Genomic DNA, 14,685 nt, shown 5'->3' with positions numbered 1-14,685 from the left:
GCCAGGAAACGGGCCGGAAGACGTTGCCGTCCGTGGTCAAAACCGTTGCCGCTGGTGGTCAGTCCAATTGCCGCTGGTGGTCAGCGGGGATCGCCGCCTATGGTCACTTTAGAACTTCCGCTGACAGCCCTCGGAGGGAAAATGAATTTCGACGCGACCAGCCAGATGAGCCACTGCATGCATTGGGTCAACTGCCGCGCCGAACCCCGGGGCTTGAACGCTTGATCCAGATGGGCTCGAACGTACCTATGCGGCTGTGTTCTTTTCCCGACGCCCCAACGGTGCACCGGAACCTGTCAGCTGTGCGGACTGGGCGTCGTAAGCAACGTCGGGCCCGGGTACTGCGTGGGCCAGCGCCGTGGCCATGATGTCCTGGAGAGCTTCGATTCGTTCGTTCAGGAGAATACGGGCCGAAGCCACGTCTTCGGCTGCTGCGTGGATCAAATCCAGTTGGTGCACGGTCGGTCCGACCTAATGTTGACGTCGAATTTGCGTGGTGACCTCTACCCACTGCACCGCCCTAGCCAAACATGAACGGCGGGATCCTGAATTGTAAGCAGGATTGATCGGCTGTCCGGAAATCCACGGGAAGGAATGTGCGGTTCTTGATAGGGACGGGATGGCCGATACGCCGGGTTCTGTGCCGCGGTCGATTACCCGAATCGCGGTGACGATCATCTATCTAGGAGCGCCGTTGCCGACACCCTCAAGCGGTCCACCCGACTACATTGGGCGAACAACCCAGTAGTCTGTATGACCTTGCTCCAGGTGGGGTTTACCAAGCCATTCCAGTCACCTGGAATGCTGGTGGTCTCTTACACCACCGTTTCACCCTTACCCGCACAAGTGCAGGCGGTCTATTCTCTGTGGCACTGGCCTGCGGGTTTCCCCGAGTGGGCGTTACCCACCACCTCGTTCTGTGGAGCCCGGACGTTCCTCGGGCCACTTGCGTGGCACGCGATCGTCTAGCCATCCCGTCCAGCATCCAAGTCTAGTCGCTCCTCCGCAGCCAAGCGACCACGCACCGATCGAACTGTGGCCAGATGAAACCGGCAGAACGCCGGTGAACGGCTACCGGGCGCATTGCTCGTGGCGGTTTCAAGCAAGGACCGGAATCAGGAAGTGGCTCGCGGGCCGACTAGGCTTGGTTGGTGCTTATTCTGCTTCCGCCTTCCGAAGGCAAACAACCTGCCGGCCACGGCGCACCCTTCGACGCCGATTCCCTGCAGTTTCCCGAACTGAACGCATCCCGCCAGCAACTCCTCACGGTGCTGTCCGCCGTATCGGGCGCCGATGATGCCTTGGAGGTCCTGGGAGTCGGAAAGTCGTTGGTCGCGGCCGTGACACGAAACATCGACCTGCACACGGAGCCGGCGGCCGCTGCCCATACCGTTTACACCGGAGTGCTCTTTGAGGCCCTTGGCTACGACCGACTCGATGAAGCTGCGCGCAAAAGGGCGGATTCTTCCATCCTGGTGATTTCCGCATTGTGGGGGGCTGTGGGTTTCGCCGACCGCATCCCTGCCTACCGGCTCTCAATGTCGGTGAAGCTGCCCGAGATCGGAAAACTGGCCAGCTGGTGGAAACCCCGGCTGACACCGGTGCTCAACGCCCGGGCCGGCGACGGGCTCGTGGTCGATTGCCGCTCCAGCACCTACGCGGCGGCATGGGCCCCTCCGGCGGAAAACACCGTCAGCGTCGCGGTGTTCCAGCTACGCAGCGGCAAGCTCAAGGTCGTGTCACACTTTGCCAAGCACACCCGTGGCGAACTCGCCTCACACCTTTTGACTCGCGGCGCCGACGTAAAGAGTCCCGAGGAACTGCTGGCAGCCGCACATGAACGATGGAAAGCCGAGCTCATCCCCGGCACGGCGCGCAAGGCGCACCAACTAAACATCATCCTGCCCGAGGACCACGCATTCAAGGCAGTCGGCAACTAGCCCCGCAACGCTTCGTGATCGGCGCGGCCGGGATCCTCGGCGACCAGCTCGACCTCGAACCCCGCCTCATCCTGAAGGTAAACCGCATAGTGGCCCGGGCCTCCGGCGTAGGGGCTGGCATCTTCGAAAAGCAGGATGAAGCCGTGCTCCAAGGCTTTGGCAGCAAGCTGGTTGACCCTTAGCCGGGAACCGGCGACGAAAGCCAAGTGGTTCAGCCCCGGGGAACGGCGCCGATGAGGCTCGTCCAGTACATCGGGACCGGACTCAAGGACGATATAGTCACGCTCGCCGACGTAGCTGGTCCCGTGGGCCCAGGTCCCACCCGGGACATAGCCGAGCTCCTCGAACAACCATCCGAGCGACGCCCGGGAGGCGTCCACATCACGCACCCAGATTTCGGTGTGGTGCAAACGCCCGGATCCATGTGCCGCCTGCTCGCTCACGATGCGAACATTCAGGCACCCCACTCGGAGCTGCGGACCAGGATCGCCCCGGTATCCGGGCAGAACACCAGCTCATCTGGCCTGGAAGCCTTGATCTCCGCCAGGTCACCGGCTGACAACGCGATGCCACTGGCCTCCGACTTGCCGTGGAATAGGCGGGCTGCCCCGATGCCATTGCGGGTGCGTATCCGATCGTAGGTGCCCATCAGCGTTTCATCGAATGTGGCGGCCAGCTCCGCACGGGCGATCTTTGTTTCGGCAAGCCTGGCCTGGAGCGCACCGATGACGGTGTCGCGGCGGGCGAGGTGCTCTGCGTGTTCGGACGCCCGTGCAGCGGTAAGCTTTTCGGCTTCGGCCGCTTCCTCCTGGACTTCCTCAAGGGTTCCCATCAATTCGAGTTGCGTGTCTTCAAGTCCGTTGCGGCGCACCGTGAGCGAATCGATTTCATGGGACAGGGCCATCATGTCGCTGGCGGTTCCCGCATTGGCATTGATGCGTGCCTGATCCTTGGCGATGTGCGCAGCGACCTTTTCGACGGCCAGCTCTGATTCCTTCAGCGCGCCAGCGGCGGTTTCGACGCGTTCCTGCACTTCGGCCTGTACCGATCGCACCTCATCAAGTGCTGTTTGGGCCGCATCGAGATCTGCATCCGCAGTGGCCTCGGTAATCTCACGGGCCAGCTTGGTCGTCTGGGAATCCAGCGCTGCCACGTCCAAGAGTCGAAGTTGTTCCTCCGGTGCTGCCTTTGCCATGGTGTCCTCCCCTGTGCGCGCCGTGGCGCGGCCGTTCCTGGTATGCGTCGCACGATCAGTGATCGCTTAGCCATAACCCTAGTCAGTCAAGGAACATCGCAGGGAATATGACCCGCCGGAGACTGGAATCGTTGCTCGTTCACGCACCGCGACCAGGAGTTCACAACTTCGTAGGACACAAACACGGAAGTTCGGGAGGAGACCTTGTTCGCGGGACCCACGAGACCCAAAGGTGGGTTCCTAGGCAGCTGCGGTTTCGGGGTGAAAGACCCAGTTTCGCCGTGGTCTTTGCAGGGGGTCGCGGGAGGCAGGCTGCACCACGTGGGGAATCTCCTCGATGACAGTGATCTTGAAGTTTCCGGCATGGAAGGAAGTGTGGCAGCGAATGCACAGTAAGGCGCCGTTGCTGACGTCCGTCCTCCCGCCCTCGGAGAAGGGCTTGATGTGATGGACCTCGCAGCGGTGGGTTGGCATCGAGCAGCCGGGATTCGCGCATCCGCGGTCGCGGGCGGCAATTGCACGCTTTTGTCCTTTGCTGAAGAAGCGACGCCGTTGCCCCAGGTCCAAAGGCTGGGTCTTGCCACCCATGACCAGGGGCATTATGCCTGCGTTGCAGGCCATGCGCCTTGCCGCAGCTGCCGAGATGTACTCCCCATGCGGGGTCAGCCCCGGTTTCTGAAGCGCACCGGTGAGGGAGCCGTAATCGATCATCACCAGTAGCTCGATGCGCGATTTCATGGGAAGGGTCGAGTCCACAGGGGAAGCCGGATCCATCCAGGTGCGCAGGGCATCCATGAGGGCCTGGGAAAGACGTTGGGCGCGGTGCCTGGCATTAGCTTCCTCAGGTGTTTCCCCGGGCAGGGCTTCTACGTTGAGCCACCCTTCCGGAGAAGTGGCCGGGGGCATTCCCAGATCGTTGAATTCCGCCCGGGGCCGGTCCTGCACAGGGATAGAGGGGTCGATGGCCCATGCGGGGATCAATGGTGGCTCGGTATCGTGCGGCTCGCAGGGGTTGCCGTTGGTCGGTGTGCAGGGGGCGCCGCTGCCGGATCGCGGATTGTTCAGGTCATCGGCCATGGTCGCTAGCAACTCGTGGCCCTCGGTATCGGTGGTCAGTTCCCAGAGGTACCCGGCAGACTTGTGGCCCTTGAAGCGCAGGCCCAGGTAACGCGCGGTCTCGGCTTCGCCGCGCTCCACAGTGGTGCCGTCCAATTCAATGGCGGCCCGCCTCATGAATTTCCCGACGCTGGCGTTGTCGCCGGTTTCCAGTGTCCGGGCAAGCTGCCGCTCAAGCCGGTCCCCCGCCCCTTGCGGGTCGGGTTGGGCTTCGAGTACCGGCTGGAGGGCGACGAGCTTGGCCGCCGAGTTGGCTATCAGTCGTGGATCGGTTCTGCCTCCGGTCAGCACCTCCCCCAAGCGAGGACAGGTGGGAGGCTGCGTGCGCCCGTCGGTCCCGTGGTGGTCCATGAGCCGTTGATGGGTGCTGATGCGGTGCCTAGCGGCGAAATAGCCCACATGGAGTTGGGACTTGAGGAAATCCGCGGGGTCCTTGTGCAGGGCCTTGCGATCCGGGCCGGTGAGAATATCGTCAGGCAGCACAGCACTGCCGCAGACGAAAGGTTCCAGGTCTTCGAGCATCCGGTTGACCGCGGCCAGCGGTGCGTCGGTAAGTGTGTGGACTTCGGTATCCACACAGGTTCCGGCGGCGAGGATCTGGGCGTAGGCGCCTGCATGGGAAGCCTTCTCGGACAGGTGGGTGAACATTGCAGCGCGTACGGGGGAACCGCCAAGCGACGCTGCGGCGGCATCCAACATCGGGCGGGCCAGCAGGCCAATGGCCGCCATCACTCGAAGTGGATCGACCGGGGTGCCGGTGACCGGTGTGATTCGGGCCTCCGTCTCCAGCGCCGCGGCGATGGCGGCGAGGACCGAGTCGAGGACGCTGCTTGTGCTCTGCATGGGACCCATCCTGCCCCTGAGGCCCCAGAGTGCACCAGAGCCTTGGGCCGGCCTGTGCAGAACGTGCTCCGGCCCTGCTGTTCATCCGTCAGCTTGTGCCAGGAGGCCCAGGCCTCCGGTCAGGGAGTGAGGATGAAGTCCCACGGATCGGTGTTGATGGCCGAGACGCCGATTTCAACGTCGTACCCCAAGTCATGGAGCACATTTTTCAGCGCATCTGCGCCGGTGGGCAGCCAAAGCCACTCGGAGGCGAAGTGCGAGACATCGATGAGGTAGGGCTTTCCGTGCAACGCCGCCTCGCGCGCCTCGGATGCCGGGTGGTGGCGCAAGTCGGCGGTGACGTACACGTCGGCCTCGGAGGCTCGGACCGCGTCAAAGAGCGAATCCCCGGCACCGCCGCATACCGCGACCTTGCGCACCAGGCCATCCTGTTGGCCCGCCACGCGCACTCCCCCTGCGACCGAGGGCATCGCCGAATAGACGCGGGACGCGAAGTCGGCCAGAGTCAGGGGTTCGGGCAGCAAGCCGACGCGGCCGATGCCTTCTTCGGGAAGTCCGTCCCTCGAGGGTGCCAACGGTTGGGTGTCGGTGAGCCCGAAGATGTCGGCCAGTACATCCGAGACCCCGCCGATTGCCGAGTCTGCGTTGGTGTGGGCGGTGAGAAGGGCGCAGCCCGATTCAATGAGCAGGTGCACGGCCTCGCCCTTGAATCCGGTGGCCGCCACGGAATTCACCGCGCGCAGTAGCAGCGGGTGGTGGGTGATCAACAGGTCGGTTCCGCGGGCAACGGCGTCGGACACGACCTCCAGGGTCGGGTCAACGGCGAACATGATGCGCTTGACCTCGCGTTCCGGGCGTCCGACGACCGGTCCGACGGTGTCCCAGGACTCGGCCAGCGATGCAGGCCAGAGTTCCTCGACCGCAACGAGGACCTGTCCCAGCGTGGGTGCGGGAAGGACCGCGGAGGGCGTCTCGGAGGAAGCGAGCTGTGCCTCGGGGAGCACGAGCGCTTCGTCGTCATCGGCGGGACTACCGGGATCTTCGGTGTGGTTTTCCGCTGTGTAACCGGCAGGTTGCCCCCCGGGCCCCCCGGCCGTGAGTGCGTCGTAGGCGGCTTTCGACCCGGGAATCATGGGAGTGGGGTCAGGCTGCTGCTTGTTGCTCTGCATGCTTCTACCGTAACCGCAGCGGCTGGGAATGGCGCATAGGTCCCCGGGCGGGCGCAGAGGCACAGGAGTGCGGTTAGGCACCGAAGCCGATGTACCGGGAATGAATCGGGCACCGCCGTGCTTGTCTCTAGATGTGAAAGACTTTTCGATCTCCAGCACACCCATTCGCTTTTCGGCCACAAGCACTGGTCCCGACGGGAGCCAACTGCACACCTATGTGCTCGGCGGGGGGTGCTTCTGGTGCCTGGACGCGGTATATCAGCGCACCCGCGGGGTCTCCTCGGTCCTCTCCGGGTACACAGGCGGGGCGGACCCGGCACCGCACTACCGCTCGGTCTGCAACGGGGGCACCGGCCATGCCGAGGCCGTCGCCGTAACATTCGATCCGGCCATCGTGCCCTCCGAGGTCATCCTCGACATGTTCTTCACCACCCACGACCCCACGACGCTGAACCGCCAGGGCTACGACGTAGGCACCCAGTACCGCTCGGTGATGTTCCCGCTGGATGCCGCGCAACGCGAGCTCTTCGACCAAAGCGCGCGGAAGTTCGCCTCGATGTACCCCGAGCCCCTGGTCACCACCTTCGAGGCCCCTGCGGACTTCTTCGTGGCCGAGGGGATCCACCAAGACTACTACAACAGGTTCTCCTCCGAGGGATACTGCCGGGTCATCATCGACCCGAAGCTGGCCAAGGCCAGGAAATATTACGCAACATGGCTCGAGGAACCCGCAACACCTCGCGCCTGACTAGGCTTGTACACAACTAACGCACATCCGGTGTCGGACAAAGCCCAAGCTACGAGCTCTCCGGTGCCCGCACCAACACACTCCAAGGACTAAGGACACCATGTCGAAGATCTACAACGACGTCACGCAAATTGTTGGCCGCACCCCGCTGGTGCGCCTGAATCGCCTGGGTGCCGGACTGCCTGGCAACATTGCGGTGAAGCTGGAGTTCTACAACCCGGCCAACTCGGTCAAGGACCGTATCGGTGTGGCAATCGTTGACGCCGCGGAGACTTCCGGCGCACTGCATCCCGGCGGCACGATCGTGGAGGGCACTTCCGGCAACACCGGCATCGCCTTGGCCATGGTCGGTGCGGCACGCGGCTACAAGGTCGTGTTGACCATGCCCGAGACCATGAGCACCGAGCGCCGCGTAATGCTGCGTGCCTTTGGCGCCGAGATCGTGCTGACCCCGGGTTCCGAGGGCATGCGCGGTGCGGTGGAGAAGGCCAAGGAAATCGTCGCGACCACCGAGAACGCGGTCTGGGCCCAGCAGTTCGCCAACGAGGCCAACCCCCGGATCCACGCCACGACCACCGGACCGGAGATCTGGGAAGACACCGACGGAGCGGTGGACATCTTCGTTGCCGGCATCGGCACCGGCGGCACCATCACCGGTGCCGGCGGCTACCTCAAGGAGCAGAAGAAGGACCTGCAGGTCATCGCCGTCGAGCCGAAGGATTCGCCGATCCTCACCGGTGGCAAGCCCGGTCCGCACAAGATCCAGGGCCTGGGCGCCAACTTCATTCCCGAGGTGCTTGACACCGATCTCTACGACGAGGTGCTCGATGCCTCCATCGAGGATTCGGTCGCCATGGCCCGGTCGCTCGGCGTGAAGGAGGGGATCCTTGGGGGTATCTCCGCCGGCGCTGCGGTATGGGGCGCACTGGAAGTAGCCAAGCGCGAGGAAAACAGGGACAAGCTCATCGTCGCCTTGATTCCGGACTTCGGCGAACGCTACATCTCCACGCTGCTCTTTGACGACATCCGTGGCTAAGAGGGCCCCGCTCCCGACGGGCAGCGGCGGCGCATGGGAAACCGTGCGCCGTTTGGCCGTTTCCCAATTTTTCATCCGATCCGCGGCTTCCGCGCGCCGCGGATCGGCAGTACCGACATCACGAACAAAGGCCAAGGTGTGAGTTTCCTTTCCCGACTAGCCGAAGACCTCCGCGGCGCCAGTGCGCATGATCCGGCGGCCCGCGGCAACGCCGAGAATTTCCTTGCCTACTCCGGGTTGCATGCGATCTGGATCCACCGGCTAACCCACAAGCTGTGGCAGAACCCGAAGCTGCAGTTCCCCGCACGGCTGCTCTCCCAGGCCGGGCGCTTCCTGACCGGGATAGAGATTCACCCCGGGGCGACCATCGGCCGGCGCTTTTTCATCGACCACGGCATGGGCGTGGTCATCGGGGAGACCGCCGAGATCGGCGACGACGTGATGATCTACCACGGGGTCACCCTCGGCGGGCGTTCGCTGGCGAAGGTCAAGCGGCACCCGACCATCGGTGACCGGGTGGTCATCGGTGCCGGCGCCAAGGTGCTGGGGCCCATTGTGATCGGCGCGGATTCGGCCATCGGCGCCAACGCCGTGGTGGTCAAGGACGCACCGGAGGACTCCAGCATCACCGGGATCCCGGCCAAGAACCGTCCGCGCTCCCCCGAGCAACGCAAGCCAGCGGTCGACCCGGCTGCGTACATCGACCCGGCCATGTGGATCTAGCAGGTCCACCAGGGGGCAGAACGATAACGACAGGAACGGGAAGCGGGGTACAAGGGTCCGCGATGCGCAAGTCGTTCAAGGTCGCCCCCGGGGATCTTGATATGACCGCGACCAAAAGCCTCTGGCCATGCGTAGGGGTCCGCGGAGCCCTGATTCCTCCGCGCGTCTCACCGGCACCGGGATGACCCACGGCTCCACCTTTTCCGCGCACCGCGGCCGCAAACGAGCGAGCACTTCCCGCTCCGCCCGCAGGTCCCCGTCGCTGGGGGGTCCTGCACGGGCCAATGCCAAGGCTGTTCGCACCGAAGCAGGAGAAGCACCTGTACAAGGCGCCGGTTTCACGCCTGGAGCCCGTCCTCGGTTCGGTCAATCGGCGCAGGTCCGAAGCATCGTCGCCTTCCGTGAGTTCCTTGAGGAGGCACTGCCGACCGGAGACCTAGAGCGCGCCACGACGCCGTGGGGGACCTTGCTGCCGGCGGGCTGCGTTTCTGGCACGGACCGGCTCATCGCCAAGTACGACCAAGCCGGCCATCGCCGATGGCATTACCGTTGATCTTCCGCGGGCCCCGGTTTCCTTGTCCTGTTGGTCGCCGGGATCCGCCAGTGCCGCGGCAGGCTCCAGGGCGCAGTGGACGTTATCGGGGCCCTGAAGCCCGGCAGCATCGCGGCTGTGTCGTGGGCACGGTTCTACACCAAGATGGGCGAATGGGACCGGACCCTCGATCTCACCGACGGTGTCACCGACCTCGAGACTGCATCGACGTTCGCGTTGATCCCCACGGGGCATAGCCGGGCGGCACCAGAAGGCTACCTCCTCGCGGGGCACGAGGCAATCAAAGAGTCGCAGCGGATGAGTTCGCTGCCTGCGAGACGACAGCACCGGGCCCAAATCTAACGGGCCACGCTCTTCGCCCAATCCGGGAAACGGGCACGGGCGCCTATGGACCTTGGGTGGATCCTGACCGATGGCGGCACATACCTCGGCATGAAGGGGCAACTGGCCGCGCTGAAGGGCCAGGGACGGCGGGTCGGCCCGAGCACGCCAACCCCACACAAGGTGCTCGCTACGCTGAAGGAGCACAGCGCACGTCCACCACCGTCCTTGGACCAGAACCGGATGCAGCAGCACACCGACCCGAAGCAGTCAGCCGTGCCGCAGGCGATGCACGCCGCGTTCATCGATGCGCCCGGGACCCCCGGAAAGATCAGGTACGGATTGCTTCCGGTACCCGTCCCAGGCCACGAGGAGCTGCTGCTGCGAACCGAGGTCCTGGCGGTGGACCACGTTGACTTGCCCGTTCGCTCCGGTGCCTACCCGACTCGGATGGAGTTTGCCTTCATCGTTGGACGCGACGTGGTGGGGATCCTGGCCGGGCACCGAGGGATTCAACCTCGGGCACAGGTTCTGGTGCAATTCCCTGGGCCATGCCGGCCGCCAGGGAAGTTTCAGCGACTACGTCCTGGTCCCGGCCGAATGCGCCCATGCCTTGCCCGCCGGGGTAGCACCCACCTAGGCCGTAACCGTTCTTCATGGTGCGGCCACCGCGTACCTGGGATTGCTGCGTGAGGCGCGGATCTCCCCCCGATGAGATGGTGGTCATCTGCGGTGCCGGCGGCGCCGTGGGTTCCGCCGCGGTGCAGATCGCCGTGGCCGCCGGGTGCCGGGTCATCGCCGTTGCCGGGGCCCGCGACACGGATTGGGTGGCGGGGAGGTACTGGATTACCGGGATCCGGACATGCTGGAGAAACTGGGCAACGCTGCCGGGGAAGGCGCCTCGGTGATCTGGGACTGCTCGGGTTCCCTGCCGATCAACGAACAAGCCGGATTGCTGGGCGTTGGAGGACGGGTCATCCACACCGCAGGCATCGATGCGCACCAAGATATCGACACCGGCGCGCTGTACCCCAGGGACATCTCTATCCACGGGTTCGCGATCAGCAATGCGTCGGTGCCCGACCTTGCCTTGGCGGCGGGGCACCTGAACAAGTTTTTCGCGGGGCCCGGGATCTCCTCACACATCGGAGCGACCCTGCCGCTCTGGGCAACTGCCCACGCCCACCGGATGCTTGAGGCAGGCAGCCGCTACCGGATCGGCGGGAAGATGGTGGTGGTTCCGCAGCCACGGTAGGCGCCGGGAAGTTGGCCCGGCGCCGGCCGATCACACAGGGCGCTCCAGCGGGCTTACGGTCTTGGCCGGATCCCGCTCCACGCTCTCGGCTAGGGCCGTATCGATCTGCTCCATCAATTCCGCCGGGATCACCACACCGGAGGCCTTGACGTTCTCGGTGACCTGTTCGGGACGCGAGGCACCGAACAGAGCGGTGGCGACATTCGGGTTCTGCAGCACCCACGCGATCGCCAGCTGGGACATTTCAAGGCCCAGTTGCTCGGCGATCGGCCGCAGTTTCTGCACGCGCTGAAGCACCGTCTCGTCCAGGAAGCCCGAGATCGTGTTCTTTCCGCCCATCTCATCGGTCGCCCGGCTTCCGGCCGGCGCGCCCTGTCCCGGACGGTACTTCCCGGAAAGCACACCCTGGGCCATCGGCGACCAGACGACCTGGGACATGCCCAGCTCCTTGGACGCCGGGACCACCTGCGCCTCGATCACCCGCCACAGAGCCGAATACTGCGGTTGGTTGGACACCAGCGCGAACCCTGCCGCCTTGGCCAGGGACTGGCCGGCGCGCAGCTGTTCGGCGTTCCACTCCGAGACCCCGATGTACAGGGCCTTGCCGGCACGTACAACGTCGGCGAATGCCTGGATCGTTTCTTCCAACGGGGTCTGGTGGTCATAGCGGTGCGCCTGGTAGAGGTCGACGTAGTCCATGCCCAGCCGGGACAGGGATCCGTTGATGCCCTCCATGATGTGCTTGCGCGACAGGCCTGTGTCATTGGGGCCCTTGGGTCCCACGGGCCAGTAGACCTTGGTGAAGACCTCAAGGGATTCACGGCGCTGCGTTTTCAGCGCCGCCCCAAGCACCTGCTCGGCGGCGCCGTTGGCGTAAGCGTCGGCCGTGTCGAAGGTAGTGATGCCCGCATCGAGTGCAGCATTCACGCAGGCCGTGGCGACGTCGTTGCCCACTTGGGAACCGTGGGTCAGCCAGTTGCCGTAGGTGATTTCGGTGATCTTGAGCCCGGAGGCCCCGAGGAATCGGTAGTCCATGGATTTGAGCCTATGCCCGCCACCAGAAGCGGACAAGACATGTGGCGACGGTTTGTCGGGCACCGGGAGATCGATGGCACCAAAGACAAAGCGCACGAGGCGGCGCACCGCCGAATGATCCGGGTGCGCCGCCTCCTGGGCGGTGAATGGGAGAAGGTTAGTGGGTGTCTTCGGCCTCGACCTCGGTCTTGTCCCCGGTCCACTGGGTGTGGAAGGAGCCTTCGGAATCCACACGGTTGTAGGTGTGGGCTCCGAAGAGGTCGCGCAGGCCCTGGGTCAGTGCCGCCGGCAGGCGCGGCCGGCGCAGCCCGTCATAGTAGGCCAGCGAGGAGGAGAACACCGGAACCGGGACGCCCAGCTGGACGGCGGTGGACACCACGCGGCGCCAGGCCGGGACCGCCTGCGCGATGGCCTGGGCAAAGGCCGGGGCGACGAGCAGGTTGGCCGGCTTCTCATCCTTGGCGTAAGCCTTGGTGATGTCCGCAAGCAGTGCGGCACGGATGATGCAGCCCTCACGCCAGAGCGCGGCGATCTCATCGAGCTTGAGCTCCCAGTTGTACTCGATCCCGGCGCTGGTGAGCATGTCCAAGCCCTGGGCGTAGGAGACCAGCTTGGAGGCAAAGAGTGCCTGGCGCACGTCCTCGACGAAGCCCTCGCCCATCTCCACCGCGACGCCGTGGCCGGTGAGAACTTCCTGGCCGATGGCGCGCTGGTCGCGCTGCGAGGACAATCCGCGGGCAAAGACCGACTCGGCGATGGCCGAGGTCGGGGAGCCCAGGTCCAGTGCGGACTGCACGGTCCAGCGGCCGGTACCCTTCTGTCCGGCGGAATCAACGATCACATCGACGAACGGCTTGCCGGTCTTGGCATCGACGTGGCCCAGGACCTCGGCGGTGATCTCGATCAGGAAGGAGGAGAGCTCGCCCTTGTTCCACTGTTCGAAGATGGTTGCCTGCTCGGCGGGCTCGATGCCGGCGCCGGTGCGCAGCAGGTCGAAGGCCTCGCCGATGACTTGCATGTCGGCGTATTCGATGCCGTTGTGGACCATCTTGACGAAGTGTCCCGCGCCGTCGGTGGAGATCCAGGCGCAGCACGGTGCACCGTCATCGGCCTTGGCCGAGATCTTTTCCAGCATCGGGCCCAACGCCTTGTAGGACTCCTTGGAACCGCCGGGCATGATCGAGGGGCCAAGAAGTGCGCCCTCCTCGCCGCCGGATACCCCGACGCCCACGAAGTGCAAGCCCTTGGTGGCAAGATCGGCCTCGCGGCGTCGGGTGTCCACGAAGTTCGAGTTGCCGCCGTCAATGATGATGTCGCCCTCTTCAAGCAGGGGAACCAGGGAGTCGATGACCGAGTCGACCGGCGCGCCGGCCTTGACCATGAGCATGACCCGGCGCGGGGTTTCAAGGCTCGCGACCAGTTCTTCCATGGTCTCGGTGCGGATGAAGTTTCCCTCGTCGCCATGGGCTTCAAGCAGCGCGTCGGTCTTGGCCACCGAACGGTTGTGCAGCGCCACGGTGTATCCGTTGCGGGCGAAGTTCCGGGCGAGGTTTGCGCCCATGACGGCTAGGCCGGTGACGCCGATCTGTGCAGGCATGAAGTCTCCATCGTTGCGATTTTGCTGGGCCGGGCGATTTCCGGTTTCCAGAGGCACCGGGCACGGCTACGTGACTGTCTTCCACTTTAGTTTGTCCGGTGCGCACAAGGCCAGACAAACACGCGGCGCACACCCGGATTGCCCTATGGATCTGCGCTTTTGGCACGTCTGGCCGGCGGGTTTCAGCTACCCGTTTAGCGCTAAGGTTGATTCATGCCCACATCACTGCACCAGCAGGCCATCGAACACGTCGGAAGCCGCATCGTCGACGGTTCTTTTCGCCCCGGCGAGGTGATCCTTGCTGCGGAGCTGGAGACCGAACTGGGCGTCTCGCGTTCGGTGATCCGCGAGGCGGTCCGCGTGCTGGCAGCGGCCGGACTGGTTCTTTCCACCAAGCGGGTGGGGATCCGGGTGCTGCCCGCCCAGGACTGGAACCCCTTTGACCCGCTGGTGATCCGCTGGCGGTTGGCCGGGGACGGGCAGGGGACGCAATTGCGTTCGCTCACCGAGCTGCGGGTGGCCGTCGAGCCCATGGCCGCCGAGCTGGCGGCCGAACACGCACCGGCCGAATTCTGTGCGGAGCTTCTGAGCGTTGCGGCGCAGATGCGCCATGCCGGCCGCTCCGGGGACCTTGGATCGTTCCTGGAGCTCGATATCCGGTTCCATGCCCTGGTCCTAGCCGCATCGGGCAACGAGATGTTTGCCAACCTGGCGAATCCGATCGGTGCGACCCTTCGCGGGCGGACCGAGCTGGGGTTGATGCCCGAACGACCGCACGAGGAGGCGCTGGCCTGGCACCAAGCGGTTGCCGATGCGATTTCCGCCGGGCGCCCGGCGCTGGCGCGCGAATCCATGGAGTTGATCATGCGACGCACCAACGAGGAGATCTGCGGTGTCTGGGCCCACCAGCCACGGCTTTTCCCGCTTCCCCGTATTTAGGCGGGCCCTCCTCGGGGCAGCAGATGACTTGCCCCGACCCGGAGCCATCTCCCGCCGGAGGCATGGATCCCCGTGAACCACGGACGGTGATCTTTGGCATGCTGCGGGCATAGGCTGGGGCCATGTTCAGGCTCGTTGGACCCCTGGCTGCGTTTCTTGCGTCGCACAGCACCAATGTCCGCCATCGAACCGCCGCCAGAAAGCATCTTTCTCCG

General features: G+C 64.8%; 17 protein-coding genes and 1 other RNA gene. 10 read left to right on the top strand and 8 right to left on the bottom strand.

The genetic code is table 11. The features are described 5' to 3' along the window. Positions 1-246: 246 nt before the first annotated feature. Both ABEA12_RS02545 and rnpB read right to left on the bottom strand, forming a co-directional pair. Positions 247-459, bottom strand: a complete 213-nt coding sequence (locus tag ABEA12_RS02545; protein WP_210100718.1) for a hypothetical protein — start codon at positions 457-459, stop codon at positions 247-249. Between the two features lie 152 nt (positions 460-611). After that, an RNA gene (rnpB, locus tag ABEA12_RS02540) (RNase P RNA component class A) lies at positions 612-977 on the bottom strand. A gap of 174 nt (positions 978-1,151) precedes the next feature. On the opposite strand from rnpB, the gene ABEA12_RS02535 reads away from it, so the two are divergent. Further along, positions 1,152-1,940 carry a YaaA family protein gene (locus ABEA12_RS02535; RefSeq protein ID WP_210100717.1) on the top strand — a complete coding sequence of 263 codons (789 nt, stop codon included), beginning with the start codon at positions 1,152-1,154 and terminating at the stop codon, positions 1,938-1,940. On the opposite strand, the gene ABEA12_RS02530 is transcribed toward ABEA12_RS02535, so the two are convergent. The 4 genes from ABEA12_RS02530 to ABEA12_RS02515 form a co-directional block, all read right to left on the bottom strand. Continuing rightward, positions 1,937-2,383: a VOC family protein gene (locus ABEA12_RS02530; protein ID WP_345466237.1), complete on the bottom strand. Its 447-nt coding sequence runs from the start codon at positions 2,381-2,383 to the stop codon at positions 1,937-1,939. The two genes, ABEA12_RS02535 and ABEA12_RS02530, sit on opposite strands and share 4 nt — an antisense overlap. Before the next feature lie 11 nt (positions 2,384-2,394). Continuing rightward, positions 2,395-3,135, bottom strand: coding sequence for a zinc ribbon domain-containing protein (locus ABEA12_RS02525; protein WP_210100716.1), 741 nt, complete (start codon positions 3,133-3,135; stop codon positions 2,395-2,397). A gap of 240 nt (positions 3,136-3,375) precedes the next feature. Then, positions 3,376-5,094 carry an HNH endonuclease signature motif containing protein gene (locus ABEA12_RS02520; protein WP_210100715.1) on the bottom strand — a complete coding sequence of 573 codons (1,719 nt, stop codon included), beginning with the start codon at positions 5,092-5,094 and terminating at the stop codon, positions 3,376-3,378. A 119-nt stretch (positions 5,095-5,213) separates the two neighbouring features. Next, on the bottom strand, positions 5,214-6,263 hold the full coding sequence (locus ABEA12_RS02515) for a Nif3-like dinuclear metal center hexameric protein (RefSeq protein WP_345466232.1): 1,050 nt from the start codon (positions 6,261-6,263) through the stop codon (positions 5,214-5,216). Positions 6,264-6,468: 205 nt separating this feature from the next. Here ABEA12_RS02515 and msrA point away from each other — a divergent pair, with 205 nt between their 5' ends. The 8 genes from msrA to ABEA12_RS02475 all read left to right on the top strand — a co-directional run bounded on the left by msrA (position 6,469) and on the right by ABEA12_RS02475 (position 10,899). After that, positions 6,469-7,011: a peptide-methionine (S)-S-oxide reductase MsrA gene (msrA, locus tag ABEA12_RS02510; RefSeq protein ID WP_210102542.1), complete on the top strand. Its 543-nt coding sequence runs from the start codon at positions 6,469-6,471 to the stop codon at positions 7,009-7,011. A gap of 100 nt (positions 7,012-7,111) precedes the next feature. Next, positions 7,112-8,047, top strand: a complete 936-nt coding sequence (gene cysK / locus ABEA12_RS02505) for a cysteine synthase A (RefSeq protein WP_210100714.1) — start codon at positions 7,112-7,114, stop codon at positions 8,045-8,047. 138 nt (positions 8,048-8,185) lie between these two features. Then, on the top strand, positions 8,186-8,770 hold the full coding sequence (gene epsC / locus ABEA12_RS02500) for a serine O-acetyltransferase EpsC (RefSeq protein WP_210100713.1): 585 nt from the start codon (positions 8,186-8,188) through the stop codon (positions 8,768-8,770). Between the two features lie 127 nt (positions 8,771-8,897). After that, the gene (locus tag ABEA12_RS02495) at positions 8,898-9,323 is read left to right on the top strand and encodes a hypothetical protein (protein ID WP_210100712.1); all 426 of its coding nucleotides are present in this window, start codon (positions 8,898-8,900) and stop codon (positions 9,321-9,323) included. A gap of 75 nt (positions 9,324-9,398) precedes the next feature. Beyond that, a complete protein-coding gene (locus tag ABEA12_RS02490; protein WP_210100711.1) occupies positions 9,399-9,665 on the top strand; it encodes a hypothetical protein in 267 nt (88 codons plus the stop codon). Positions 9,666-10,101: 436 nt separating this feature from the next. Beyond that, positions 10,102-10,284 carry a hypothetical protein gene (locus tag ABEA12_RS02485; protein ID WP_210100710.1) on the top strand — a complete coding sequence of 61 codons (183 nt, stop codon included), beginning with the start codon at positions 10,102-10,104 and terminating at the stop codon, positions 10,282-10,284. 49 nt (positions 10,285-10,333) lie between these two features. Next, positions 10,334-10,552, top strand: coding sequence for a hypothetical protein (locus ABEA12_RS02480; protein ID WP_210100709.1), 219 nt, complete (start codon positions 10,334-10,336; stop codon positions 10,550-10,552). Continuing rightward, positions 10,507-10,899, top strand: coding sequence for an MDR/zinc-dependent alcohol dehydrogenase-like family protein (locus tag ABEA12_RS02475; protein ID WP_210100708.1), 393 nt, complete (start codon positions 10,507-10,509; stop codon positions 10,897-10,899). The genes ABEA12_RS02480 and ABEA12_RS02475 overlap by 46 nt, the downstream gene beginning before the upstream one ends. Positions 10,900-10,929: 30 nt before the next feature. Here the strand turns inward: ABEA12_RS02475 and ABEA12_RS02470 are convergent, their stop codons facing one another. Continuing rightward, positions 10,930-11,934 (bottom strand): aldo/keto reductase family protein, encoded by a 1,005-nt coding sequence (locus ABEA12_RS02470; protein WP_210100707.1) that lies wholly within the window; start codon positions 11,932-11,934, stop codon positions 10,930-10,932. Positions 11,935-12,091: 157 nt separating this feature from the next. Continuing rightward, positions 12,092-13,531, bottom strand: a complete 1,440-nt coding sequence (gene gndA / locus ABEA12_RS02465) for an NADP-dependent phosphogluconate dehydrogenase (RefSeq protein ID WP_210100706.1) — start codon at positions 13,529-13,531, stop codon at positions 12,092-12,094. Between the two features lie 213 nt (positions 13,532-13,744). Here gndA and ABEA12_RS02460 point away from each other — a divergent pair, with 213 nt between their 5' ends. Then, positions 13,745-14,470: a FadR/GntR family transcriptional regulator gene (locus ABEA12_RS02460; RefSeq protein WP_210100705.1), complete on the top strand. Its 726-nt coding sequence runs from the start codon at positions 13,745-13,747 to the stop codon at positions 14,468-14,470. Positions 14,471-14,685: the final 215 nt, after the last annotated feature.

It is taken from the genome of Paeniglutamicibacter antarcticus (assembly GCF_039544305.1).
Taxonomy (GTDB): domain Bacteria; phylum Actinomycetota; class Actinomycetes; order Actinomycetales; family Micrococcaceae; genus Paeniglutamicibacter; species Paeniglutamicibacter antarcticus_C.
Note: the sequence above shows the minus strand (reverse complement) of the source record. Positions and strands in the feature narration are given on the sequence as shown.